The sequence below is a fragment of the Clostridium sp. RTP31139st1_H3_RTP31139_211217 genome (assembly GCF_040227035.1).
GTDB classification, from domain to species: Bacteria; Bacillota; Clostridia; order Clostridiales; family Clostridiaceae; genus Clostridium; species Clostridium saudiense.
The window spans coordinates 1-12,405 of record NZ_JBCOAB010000074.1 but is presented as its reverse complement, the minus strand read 5'-3'; the positions used below and the strand labels follow the sequence as shown (position 1 = coordinate 12,405).

The 12,405-nt window shown below is 29.1% G+C and carries 10 protein-coding genes; all 10 read left to right on the top strand.

Going from position 1 to position 12,405, the window contains the following annotated elements:
• The first annotated feature begins 197 nt into the window (after window positions 1–197).
• The 10 genes from ABUA17_RS17745 (at window position 198) to ABUA17_RS17700 (ending at window position 12,366) form a co-directional block, all read left to right on the top strand.
• Window positions 198–1,076: a DUF4097 family beta strand repeat-containing protein gene (locus ABUA17_RS17745; protein WP_195951466.1), complete on the top strand. Its 879-nt coding sequence runs from the start codon at window positions 198–200 to the stop codon at window positions 1,074–1,076.
• A 23-nt stretch (window positions 1,077–1,099) separates the two neighbouring features.
• Window positions 1,100–1,546 carry a GNAT family N-acetyltransferase gene (locus ABUA17_RS17740; protein WP_042399874.1) on the top strand — a complete coding sequence of 149 codons (447 nt, stop codon included), beginning with the start codon at window positions 1,100–1,102 and terminating at the stop codon, window positions 1,544–1,546.
• Between the two features lie 89 nt (window positions 1,547–1,635).
• Window positions 1,636–2,244, top strand: a complete 609-nt coding sequence (locus ABUA17_RS17735) for a DUF975 family protein (protein WP_042399871.1) — start codon at window positions 1,636–1,638, stop codon at window positions 2,242–2,244.
• A gap of 162 nt (window positions 2,245–2,406) precedes the next feature.
• On the top strand, window positions 2,407–3,087 hold the full coding sequence (locus ABUA17_RS17730) for a DUF624 domain-containing protein (RefSeq protein WP_042399868.1): 681 nt from the start codon (window positions 2,407–2,409) through the stop codon (window positions 3,085–3,087).
• Between the two features lie 497 nt (window positions 3,088–3,584).
• The gene (locus tag ABUA17_RS17725) at window positions 3,585–4,454 is read left to right on the top strand and encodes an ABC transporter permease (RefSeq protein WP_078061358.1); all 870 of its coding nucleotides are present in this window, start codon (window positions 3,585–3,587) and stop codon (window positions 4,452–4,454) included.
• Window positions 4,455–4,510: 56 nt separating this feature from the next.
• Window positions 4,511–5,395 (top strand): carbohydrate ABC transporter permease, encoded by an 885-nt coding sequence (locus ABUA17_RS17720; protein WP_042396509.1) that lies wholly within the window; start codon window positions 4,511–4,513, stop codon window positions 5,393–5,395.
• Between the two features lie 77 nt (window positions 5,396–5,472).
• Window positions 5,473–7,158, top strand: a complete 1,686-nt coding sequence (locus tag ABUA17_RS17715; RefSeq protein ID WP_195951072.1) for an ABC transporter substrate-binding protein — start codon at window positions 5,473–5,475, stop codon at window positions 7,156–7,158.
• Window positions 7,159–7,349: 191 nt separating this feature from the next.
• On the top strand, window positions 7,350–9,689 hold the full coding sequence (gene yicI, locus ABUA17_RS17710) for an alpha-xylosidase (protein ID WP_195951071.1): 2,340 nt from the start codon (window positions 7,350–7,352) through the stop codon (window positions 9,687–9,689).
• 254 nt (window positions 9,690–9,943) lie between these two features.
• Window positions 9,944–12,079: a beta-glucosidase gene (locus ABUA17_RS17705; RefSeq protein WP_195951070.1), complete on the top strand. Its 2,136-nt coding sequence runs from the start codon at window positions 9,944–9,946 to the stop codon at window positions 12,077–12,079.
• 11 nt (window positions 12,080–12,090) lie between these two features.
• Complete coding sequence (locus ABUA17_RS17700) at window positions 12,091–12,366, top strand: glycoside hydrolase N-terminal domain-containing protein (RefSeq protein WP_349818198.1); 276 nt, start codon at window positions 12,091–12,093, stop codon at window positions 12,364–12,366.
• Window positions 12,367–12,405: the final 39 nt, after the last annotated feature.

The following is a 12,405-nucleotide window of genomic DNA, read 5'->3' as shown; positions in this document are numbered from 1 at the left end:
TACAATTATTTTTTTGAAAATATAGAAAAAGAGCTATCGCTAGCGGATTTTTTTACCCGCTATTGCGACAGCTTCTTATTTTTAATATATCTTTTAAATATTGCAAGATAAACTCCGTTGTAGGAATATATTAACAAATATTTTACAGTATGTTAATATATTAATTAGGTGCCAGTAAATGATATGTGAGGTATTTAATGAATAAAAAGTTTGAAATTATAACGGCTGGGTTGGTAGTTATAGTTGTAATTGGGGCAATAATATTTGCTAATGTGAAAGGGACATTAAATAAAGGCAAAGATATATTTGATGAAAAAGATATTACTAGTTCAAAGTGGAACATATTAAAAGAATTTATACCAAATGATGATCTTGTTAAATTTAATATAGATGCACCTAATGCATCTTTAGAGATTATAAAAACTGATGAAAAGGAAATAAAAATTCAATGTACTAATAATGATAATAGCCAATATAAAATAAATCAAAAAGGTAATGATATAATAATAGAGAAAAAAGAAAAATTGGAACTATTTAAATGGAATATTAAAGGAGATAATATAAAAATAGAAATACCAAGTACGCTAATAGCAAGCATTGATGCTGATACTTCTAATGGAGCAATAATCTTAAATGATATTGAAGCGAACAATATTTATATGGATACAAGTAATGGAGAAATAATTGTAGAAAATGTTAATGTTAAAGAAGATATAAAAATTGATACATCTAATGGAGGAATTGAAGTTTTAAATGTATCTGCAGAAAATATTATTTTAGATTCAAGTAATTCAGAGGCAATATTAAATAATATAAATGGAAAAAAAATAAAGGTAGATACATCAAATGGGGAAATTAAGGTAAATGAATGTCGAGGTAACAAAGTTGTACTAGATACTTCTAATGGAGAAATAGAAGCATATGAATGCTATGCAAATAATTTAAAGTTAGATACATCAAATGCAGAAATAACATTAGAAAATTTAAAAGATAAGGAGTTTGTAATAGATATTTTAGAAGTAAGTACGAGTAATGCTAGTGAAAACATTAATGCAAAATATAATAATAAAAAATAAATAAGCAAACAAGGAGAGTTATAATGAAAATAAGAAAAGCAACCATAGAAGATGTAAATATAATAGCAAAGTATAACTATAACTTAGCACTTGAAACAGAAGAAAAAGTACTAAATATGGATACAGTAACTAAGGGCGTTGAAGCAATATTAAGAGATTCAACTAAGGGAATTTATCATGTATGTGAAATAGAAGGACAGGTTGTAGGTCAAATAATGTATACTTTTGAATGGAGCGATTGGAGAAATGGAACATTCTTATGGATTCAAAGTGTATATGTTGATAAGAAGTTTAGAGGAAAAGGTATATTTAAAAACTTATATAAATATATAAAAGATATTTGTGATAATGATAAAGATATTTGTGGAATAAGATTATATGTAGAGAAGGAAAATTATGTTGCTCAAAAAACATATAAAAATATTGGTATGGATGAATGTAATTATTATATTTACGAGTATGAAAAATAAATTATAGAAGACTATATATAATTAAATAGCTATAAAGTGAATAAGAACTTTATATATATCATATAAAGGAATAGGGGGTGAAAGTAAAAATGAATACAGCAGAATTAAAGGCAAATGCAAAAGAGCAGTTAAGAGGAAAATGGGCAGTGGCAATTGCTACTGTACTAGTTGCTAATATATTAATCGATTCAGATGTAATGTATAAGGTTAGTGAAAAATTTGGTTTGATTGGATTAAGTATATCATGCAGTTTAATATCATTATTCCTTGGGGGCGTTATTTCAGTAGGGCTTTGTAAATTTTTATTAGATATGACGACTAAAAGAGAAGAGCCAAGATTTGAAACTTTATTTTCTCAATTTAATATTTATCTTAAAACACTAGGATTAAATATACTTATTACATTATCTGTATGTATAGGTACTATATTATTTATAGTTCCGGGAATAATTGTTGGACTTATGTTTTCTCAAAGCTATTATATTTTATCTGAAGATCCTAGCAAATCTATAACACAATGCATAAAAGAAAGTGTTGATATGATGAATGGCCATAAGTGGGACTTATTTTATTTAGAATTAACATTTATAGGATGGTGGCTTCTTACAGCAATAACCGTTGGAATTGCAGGGCTTTGGGTTGCACCATATGTTAAAGTAACTGAAACTAATTTTTATTTAAGTATAAAAAATAATTAATAAAGTCAAGGCATTAGAGGTTATATAATTTAAAATTATATAACCTCTAATTTTTTATGTATTTAATATAAAAAAAGTAATGTATAAAATATCCTTTAAAATTTGTATAATTATAAAAAATATAATCTACAATTACTAATTTTACAAAGGGTGGGTGATATCATGGCAAAAGAAGCATGTGATAATAGGGTATATATATTGACTAGCAAATTAATGTATCTTTTTATAACTAATATATGGTTTTTGGTAAGTATTTCACCATTTATACTTTATTTCTTTTTATCAGGTGAAAATTTATCTATTCCAATATTAACATTTATAGGAATAGTACTAGGTCCAGCGCTGTCAACAATGTTTTCTGTTACAGGTAGAGCAATGAATGATAAACAAGAAAATGCCACGAAAGATTTCATTCATTTTTATAAACTTAATTTTGGACAAGGTATATTTATTGCAGCCATTATAAATATAATATTAATGGTTTGTTATGTAGATATAGGATTATTTTTTTTAAGTAACATGAAGTTTATTTCTTATATATTAATTGCATTAGCTATATTTATGGGAGCAATATGCTTATATGTTTATCCAATCTTATCAAGAATAAACGCAAAAACAATTGATATATTTAAGATATCCACCAGATTAGTATTTAAAAAGTTATATATAACATTAACTAATATATCAATCTTAATAATAGGTGTAGCTATAGTAGGCTTTACTAACATTTCATTAATTGCAGTGTTGTTTGGTGGGAGTGCAGTATGCTATTTTATTTTAAGAATGGAAGAAAATATTTTAAAAGATGTAGATGCTGAGTTAAAAGAAAAATATTCAAAATAAAAAAAGATATAAGTAAAATTTTTTACTTATATCTTTTTGTTTATAATAATTTTAATGAGTTTATTGAACAATCACCATTAATTAATAAGTATAAATCTTTAATAGAATTAGTAGGATTTAATTTACTTTTACCTATATTTATAGTCTTTTCTAGTTTGATATCTTTTGAAAAACTTCCAATGAAAATAGAGCATAAGCCGCTTTCTAATATAAAATCATTAAAAATTAAATGTAAATGTAGTATGTTAAATATTCAATGTATTTTCTTATCAATACTCTAATTTTTATATGAAAACATATACATTTTTATGGGTATCGAGAAGTTAAGGGCAGGATTAAAATAATATTATCAACTACAGTTTACAGGAATGGAGGAGTAAATAGTGCAAGCAGCAGAAAATATTAACACATCAAACAGAATAGAAGAGGAAATTAGCAAACAAAAAGAAAGAAAAATTACTTGGAAAAAAATTAAAAAGCAAAAATGCTTAATTGCAATGTCATTACCATTTGTAATATGGGTAATAGTTTTCAAGTATCTTCCATTAGCAGGGTGGACAATGGCCTTTCAGGATTATAAACCACAAAATGGATTTTTAGATCAAACATGGGTAGGATTTAAACACTTTATAGCATTATTTAAAGAAGATCAATTTTATCAAGCACTTCAAAATACTTTAGGAATGAGTATTTTGGGACTAGTATTTGGAACAATTGCATCTATAACATTTGCATTGTTATTAAATGAAATAAGATCTTCAAAGTTTAAGAGAACAGCTCAAACAATTTCATATTTACCACACTTTATATCGTGGGTTGTTGCAGCAAGTTTAGTAACAAATATGTTATCAAGTTCAGGGATAGTAAATGAAATATTAATGAAGTTAAATATAATAAGCTCACCAATACAATTTATGTCAACACCAAGCATGTTCTGGGGAGTAGTTACAGCATCAGATGTTTGGAAGGAAATGGGGTGGAATGCAATCATATATCTTGCAGCAATGACAGCAATAGACCCAGAATTGTATAATGCAGCTAAGGTTGATGGAGCAGGCAGATTTAGACAAATGTTTAGTATTACATTACCTTCAATAAAAAGTACAGTATTAGTACTTCTTATAATGAGTATAGGAAATCTTATTAATATAGGATTTGAAAAGCAAATGTTGCTTGGAAATCCGATAGTAGCAAGTAAATCATTAGTTATTGATAAATACGCATTAGATTATGGTATTGGAATGTTTAGATATTCATTTGGTACAGCAATCGGTATTTTCAAATCTGTTGTAGGAATTATCTTAATATTTGCAGCTAATAAAATGTCTAAGAAATTTAATGATGGTGAAGGAAGCTTATTAAGCTAACACAATAAAATTCATTTATAATAATTAAATTATTTGAATTTGATAAGGAGGACAATATGAAAAAGAAAAAATTTAAAATATCCACTTTTGATGTAGTACTAACAATAATAATGTGTTTAATAATAGTAGTAACTGTATATCCTTTTTTAAATGTTTTAGCAGTTTCATTAAATGATGCAGCAGATACAGTAAAAGGTGGAATCTATATATGGCCAAGAAAATTTACATTTGCTAACTATCAACAAGTGTTTTCAGGAAGTAGTAAATTGCCACTAGCATTTTTTAACTCAGTATTAAGAACTGTTATAGGTACACTTACTGGTGTTATAGCAACAGCAATGGTTGCTTATACATTAAGCAGAAGAGATTTCATATTTAATAAATTTGTTACATTATTATTTGTAATAACAATGTATGTAAGTGGAGGATTAATACCAGAATACTTAGTTATAAGAAATCTTGGATTAATAAATAATTTTGCAGTTTATATATTACCAGGGCTTATAAGTGCATTTAATGTAATTGTTATGAGATCCTTTATGGATGGACTTCCAGAAGCACTTTATGAATCAGCTAAAATTGATGGTGCAAATGATTGGACAACATTCTATAAGATAGTAATGCCTTTATGTTTACCAGTTGTAGCAACAATTTCATTATTTATAGCTGTTGGACAATGGAATAGTTGGTTTGATACTTACCTTTATGCAAGAGGAAATAATAGCATGACAACATTGCAATATGAATTAATGAAGATTATTGATAATGCAAGTTCAAATGTAGATATTAATAATCCATTATTACAAAATGCAAGTAAGTCAAATCCACAATCAATTAAGATGGCAATCACAATGGTTGCAACTATTCCAATACTTTTAGTTTACCCATTTGTGCAAAAATACTTTGTAACAGGTATGACTTTAGGTGCAGTAAAGAGTTAATAATAAGATAATTTGTTTTGAATTATCGAGTAAATAAATATAAAATAAAAATATGGTTAATTTAGGGGGAAAAGAAAATGAGAAAACGTAAATTATTATCATTAATTATGGCACTTACATTAACAGCAACTTGCTTTGTAGGATGTGGCTCAAAAGATAATACAGCAAATGAAAAGAGTGAAACACCTCTACTAGACGCAATGGATAAGACGCCTATTACATTAACATTTTTCAATTGTGATTTAAATGAAGATTGGGATTTTACTGATGATGTAGCTAAGAAGATTACTGAATTAACAGGAGTAACTTTAGAGATAACACATCCAGTAGCAGGTGATGCACAAGCAATTCCATTAATGATTGCAAGTGGTGAATACCCAGACTTAATATATGCTAAGGGAGATACAGGTAAGCTTATTGATGCTGGTGCAATTATAAAATTAGATGATATGATTGAAGAAAAGGGAGATAATCTTAAGGCTTTATACGGAGATCAATTAGATAGACTTAGGGCTAGTGCAGATGATCCTAGTATTTATACAGTAGGTACTTATGGTGTTAGTGCAGCGGTATATGAACCAGGTGGAACACTACAAGTTCAACATGATGTATTAAAAGATGCTGGGTATCCAGAAATTAATACAATATATGAATATGAAGAGTTAATTAAAAATTATATAGCAGAAAATCCAACAACTGAAGATGGACAACAAAGAATTGGATTATCATTAATGGCAAGTGACTGGAGATGGTTAATTACTACTGGAAATATAGCATCTGCTGCAATAGGTATTCCAGATGATGGTCAATTCGCTGTAAATGATGAAACAGGTGAAACTACTTATAAATTTACATTACCAGAAATAAAAGAGTATTTCCAATGGTTAAATCATATGAATGACATTGGATTGTTAGATCCAGAATCATTTACTCAAAAAGAAGATACTTATAAAGCTAAGATTTCTTCAGGAAGAGTTGTAGGATTATCAGATGCAGCTTGGGATTATAGTGATGCAGAAAAGACATTACTTTCAGAAGGTAAAGCAGGATCAACTTATGCTAGATTAGCTGTAACAGTAAGTGATGAGTATAAAGACCAATCTTTAAAAGATTATGGATTTGGTGGAGGTTGGGGAATTGCAATCTCTGAATCTTGTGAAAATAAAGAAAGGGCATTTGAATTCCTTGATTGGATGGCATCTGATGAAGCTCAAGTATTATTAAACTGGGGTATTGAAGGTGAACACTATACAATAGAAGATGGTAAAAGAGTGGTTTTACCAGAAGTTCAAGAACAAAAAAATACAGATCCAGACTTCGATAAGAAAACTGGTATTGGTGCATATGTATATCCATTCCCACAAAGAGGTGTTGGAGCTGTAGATTCAACTGGAAATTCCTATACAACTACAACTATTGAAAGCGTTGTTGCTAACTACAATGATGCACAAAAAGAAACACTAGCTGGATATGGAATAGATAATTTTACTGAAATGTTCCCATCATCAGAGGAATTAGGAATTTCTAAGCATGGACAAGTATGGCAATATACTATTCCAAGTGATAGTGATATATCTATAATTCAACAAAAGTGTGATGATTATATTCAACAAGCAATAACACAAGCTATTTTAGGAAAACCAGCAGATTTTGATAAGGCTTGGGATGAAATACAAAAAACATTAGTAAGCTATGGTGTAGATACTTTAAATGAAGAGATGACAGCTTTAACTAAAGAAAGATTAGAATTATGGAATGAATAAAATATAATTAGAAAAAGGAGCCAAAGGGCTCCTTTTTCTAATTACTGGATATTTCAATACAATAATTTATAGGGATAAGCACTAATTTTTAAGATAAAATATATGAAATTTGTATGGTATACGATTACAAGTATGCCTTTTATAATTAACATATAAAAATTATTATAAGCAAGACAAGAGGAGTGAATATAATGAAATTCAGTAATGGATGTTGGTTAAATAAAGATGGAATAGTAAGATATAGTCCACAAGAGGTTTATAGTAGCAAGATAGAAGAAAAACTTTTAACACTTTATGCTCCATGTAACAAAATAAATCATAGAGGAGATACACTTGGTGGACCAGTTATTACTTATAAAATATCTTCTCCAATGAAAAACATATTAAGAATTAGAGCTTATCATTATATGGGTGTACAAAATAAAAGTCCAAAATTTGAAATATATGAAGATAATAACTTTAGGCCAGAAATAATTGAAAATGATGAAATTATTACAGTTAAATCTGGAGATTTAAAGGTAAATATAAATAAAGAGTATTTTAGTATGGAATTTTTCAATGGAGATAAATACTTAACAAAGAGTGCTAATAGAAGTTCTTCTTATTATAAAGAAGAAGGAGAAGAATTCCTAAACAGCGGTTCAGTTGGAACTTTTATGAGAGATCAGTTAGCTTTATCAGTTGGTGAGGCTGTATATGGATTAGGTGAAAGATTTACTCCATTTGTTAAGAATGGACAATCGATTGATATATGGAATGAAGATGGAGGTACAAGCACAGAACAAAGTTATAAAAATATACCATTTTATATTACTAATAAAGGATATGGAGTATTTGTAAATCATCCAGAAAGAGTATCTTTTGAAGTTGGATCTGAATTAGTTACAAAGGTACAGTTTAGTGTTCCAGGAGAATATTTAGATTACTTTATTGTAACTGGAGATGATATGAAGGAAGTTTTGGAAAACTATACGTCATTAACTGGTAAGCCAGCACTTCCACCAGCATGGTCATTTGGATTATGGCTTACAACTTCATTTACGACTAATTATGATGAAAAGACAGTAACAGAATTTGTTGATGGAATGGCAGAAAGAGATATTCCGCTTCATGTATTCCATTTTGATTGCTTCTGGATGAAAGGATTTAATTGGTGCAACTTTGAATGGGATAATGAAGTATTCCCAGATCCAAAGGGAATGCTTGAAAGATTAAAAGCTAAAGGATTAAAGATTTGTGTTTGGATTAATCCATATATTGCTCAAGAGTCTTCATTATTTGAAGAGGGTGTAGAAAATGGATACTTTATAAAGAAAACTAATGGTGATGTATGGCAATGGGATATGTGGCAACCAGGAATGGCTATAGTCGATTTTACAAATCCAGAGGCTTGTAAATGGTATGCTGATAAATTAAGAGCATTAATGGATATGGGAGTAGATTGTTTCAAGACGGATTTCGGCGAAAGAATACCTCATGAATGTATGTATCATGATGGTTCAGATCCAGTTAAGATGCATAACTATTATACTCAAATGTACAATAAGGTAGTATTTGATGTAATTAAAGAAGTTAAAGGTGAAAATGAAGCTGTATTATTTGCTAGATCAGCAACTGCAGGTGGACAACAATTCCCTGTACACTGGGGTGGAGATTGTACATCAGAATATGAATCTATGGCAGAAAGCTTAAGAGGAGGATTATCACTTTGTCTTTCAGGATTTGGATTCTGGAGTCATGATATAGGTGGATTTGAAAGTACTTCAACACCAGATGTTTATAAGAGATGGGCAGCATTTGGACTTTTATCATCACATAGTAGATTACATGGAAGTACTTCTTATAGAGTGCCATGGCTTTATGACGAAGAAGCTTGTGATGTAGTTAAATTCTTTACAAACTTAAAATGTAGCATAATGCCTTACCTATTTAAAACTGCAAATGATGCAGCAACAAAGGGAATTCCTACAATGAGAGCAATGATTTTAGAGAATCAAAATGATCCAGCTTGCAGATATTTAGATAAACAATATATGCTAGGAGATTCTATTTTAGTGGCTCCAATATTTAATGAAGAAGGTATTGCAGAATATTATTTACCACAAGGAACATGGACAAACTTCATAACTGGAGAAAAATATGAAGGTGGAAAATGGATAACTGAAAAACATGGATATTTAAGTATTCCAATGATGGTTAAGGAAAACAGTATAGTTCCAGTAGGAGCTAATAATCAAATACCTGATTATGATTTTGGAAAAGATGTTACTTTAGAAGTATTTGAATTATTAAACGGAAAAGAAGCAAGTGCACAGGTATTAAATAAAGATTCAGAAGTAGTGTTAACTGCTACAGCTTTAAGAACAGAAAATACAATAGAATTTAATGTAGAAGCAAATGATGCTTATAGTATAGTTCTTAGAGGAATTAATGAAATTTCAAATGTAGAAGGTGCAAGTTTTGAATTATCAGATAAGGGAATTAAACTTATACCAAATGGAAATGTAACTAAGATAGTTTGTAACATGTAAGTGAAACTCCAAATTTGAATTTGGATACTTGAACTTACTCAGCGACTAAAAGGAGTCGAGTTTCCTTAAGTGAAACTCCAAATTTTAATTTGGGCAGTTGAACTTACTCAGCGACTAAAAGGAGTCGAGTTTCCTTTAAAAAATATTATTTTTAAACAGAGTTAAAGGTTGAGAAGGAAAAAGTAAAGCTGGGCTCAGCTTTACTCTCAATCTTTAACTCTTAAATTTTATAAAAAATAGGAGGGTGTTTTAGTATGGAAAAAGAGAAAATAAATTATGAAAAAATAGAAGAAATAATATCAGAACTTAAATTAGAAGAAAAGGTAGCAATGGTCCATGCTGCAGGATTATTTAGAAATGGAAGTGTAGAGAGATTAGGAATTCCTTCATTATATATGTCAGATGGACCAATGGGAGTAAGAAATGAATTTCCAAATGCAAGCTGGGTGCCAGTAGGAAATACTGATGATTATGTAACTTATTTACCATCTATTTCAGCACTTGCTTGCACATGGAATAGAAATTTAGCTTATGAAGAAGGAAATATTTTAGGTAAGGAAGCAAGGGGACGTGGAAAGGATATAATTTTAGCCCCAGGAATCAATATAGTAAGAAGTCCTTTAGGAGGAAGAAACTTTGAATATATGTCGGAAGATCCTTATTTAACAGCACAATTAGCAGTACCTTATATTAAAGGTGTTCAAGAAAATGATGTTGCTGCTTGTGTAAAGCATTTTGCTGTAAATAGTCAAGAAACTGAAAGATTAAATGTTGATGTAGTAATTGATGAAAGAGCAGTTAGAGAAATTTATTTACCTGCTTTTGAGGCTGCTGTAAAGGAAGGAAATTCTTACTCTATAATGTCTGCTTATAATAAGCTTTGGGGACTACATTGTTCACATAATAAATGGCTTTTAAGAGATGTATTAGAAAAAGAATGGGGGTATGATGGCGTATTAGTATCAGATTGGAGTGCAATTAGTGATACTAAACTTGCAGCTGAAGCAGGAATGGATATAGAAATGTCTGTAACAGATAATTTTGATGAATACTTCTTTGCTAATCCTTTAATTAAAGCTGTTAAAGAAGGAGAAATAAAAGAAGAGTTAATAGATGAAAAGGTTAGAAAAATATTAAAGTTAATGTATAGATTAAATATGTTCTCAGATGAAAGAAAATCAGGAGAATATAATAGTTTTGAAAGTAGACGAAAAACTCTTGATATTGCAAGAGAATCAGTTATTTTATTAAAAAATGAAGAAAATTTATTGCCATTAAGCAAGAAAGTTAAAAAGGTAGCTGTAATAGGTCAAAATGCAAATATAAGACATTGCGAAGGTGGAGGTTCAGCTGAGGTTAAATCATTATATGAAGTAACTCCATTAATGGGAATAAAAATGCTTTTAGGTGGAAATTGTGAAGTGGCTTATGCTAAAGGATATACACATGATTTTAATAAAAGAAAAGCAGTAAATGAAGAAGCAATTGAGTTAGCAAAGAATAGTGATGTGGTTATCTTTATTGGTGGATTAAAGCATACTAAAGAAGATTTTTCGTTATTCCAAAATGCACTTCATTCAACAAAAGAAGATAATATGGTTGTTAATATAGATAGTGAAGGTAATGATAAAACTGATATGAAGCTTCCATATAATCAAGATGAAATTATTAATAGTTTATTAGAAGTAAATCCTAATACTATAGTTGTTATTACAGCAGGATCTCCTGTTGATATGAGTTCTTGGGTAGATAAATCTAAGGCATTAGTTAATGTTTCTTACAATGGAATGGAAGGGGGAAGAGCTTTAGCAGAAGTTCTATTTGGTGATGTAAATCCATCAGGAAAATTAACAGTAACAATACCTAAAAAGTTAGAGGATTCACCAGCACATAGTATTGGAGAATTTCCAGGCAAAGCACAAGTAAGATACGATGAAGGAATATTCGTAGGATATAGATATTTCTCAACATATGATGTAGAGCCACAATTTGTATTTGGACATGGACTTTCTTATACAGAATTCCGATATAATGATATAAAAGTAAATTTAACTGAAGAAAATGAAAAAATAAATGCCACAGTAAAATTTAAAGTAACTAATATAGGTGAAAAAGAAGGGGCAGAAGTAGCACAAGTTTATGTTAATGATGTAGAAAGTAGTGTAAAGAGACCAGTTATAGAATTAAAGGGATTTGAGAAAGTTAGATTAATGCCAGGTGAAAGTAAAGAAGTTACAATTAATTTGGATAAAAAGTCTTTTGCATTTTACAGTGATGAAGAAAATTCTTGGATAGTAGAAGATGGTAAATTTAATATATTAATAGGCTCTTCATCTACAGATATTAGATTAGAAGAATCAATTAATATAAAATCAAAATATAAATTTTGAGGATAAATATTATGAGTGATAAATTAAAATTATGGTATAAAGAAGCAGCAACGGAATGGGTAGAATCACTTCCACTTGGAAATGGAAGATTAGGAGCAATGGTGTCAGGAGATGTATATAATGAAAGAATTGCTTTAAATGAAGATACATTATGGACAGGTATTCCTAAAGATAACAATAATCATGAAGCTATTAATTATATAGATGAAGTAAGAAATTTAATTTTAAATGAACAATATTATGAGGCACAAGGAGCTGTCGCAATAGCGGGTAAAAAAATCCGCTAGCGATAGCTCTTTTTCTATATTTTCAAAAAAATAATTGTA

Bases quoted from the DNA above. Each gene is read 5' to 3' on its own strand.
- ABUA17_RS17720 (WP_042396509.1), top strand. From the start codon at position 4,511: ATGAAAAAGAAAAAATTTAAAATATCCACTTTTGATGTAGTACTAACA.
- ABUA17_RS17745 (WP_195951466.1), top strand. From the start codon at position 198: ATGAATAAAAAGTTTGAAATTATAACGGCTGGGTTGGTAGTTATAGTT.
- yicI (WP_195951071.1), top strand. From the start codon at position 7,350: ATGAAATTCAGTAATGGATGTTGGTTAAATAAAGATGGAATAGTAAGA.
- ABUA17_RS17730 (WP_042399868.1), top strand. From the start codon at position 2,407: ATGGCAAAAGAAGCATGTGATAATAGGGTATATATATTGACTAGCAAA.
- ABUA17_RS17705 (WP_195951070.1), top strand. From the start codon at position 9,944: ATGGAAAAAGAGAAAATAAATTATGAAAAAATAGAAGAAATAATATCA.
- ABUA17_RS17700 (WP_349818198.1), top strand. From the start codon at position 12,091: ATGAGTGATAAATTAAAATTATGGTATAAAGAAGCAGCAACGGAATGG.
- ABUA17_RS17740 (WP_042399874.1), top strand. From the start codon at position 1,100: ATGAAAATAAGAAAAGCAACCATAGAAGATGTAAATATAATAGCAAAG.
- ABUA17_RS17715 (WP_195951072.1), top strand. From the start codon at position 5,473: ATGAGAAAACGTAAATTATTATCATTAATTATGGCACTTACATTAACA.
- ABUA17_RS17735 (WP_042399871.1), top strand. From the start codon at position 1,636: ATGAATACAGCAGAATTAAAGGCAAATGCAAAAGAGCAGTTAAGAGGA.
- ABUA17_RS17725 (WP_078061358.1), top strand. From the start codon at position 3,585: ATGTCATTACCATTTGTAATATGGGTAATAGTTTTCAAGTATCTTCCA.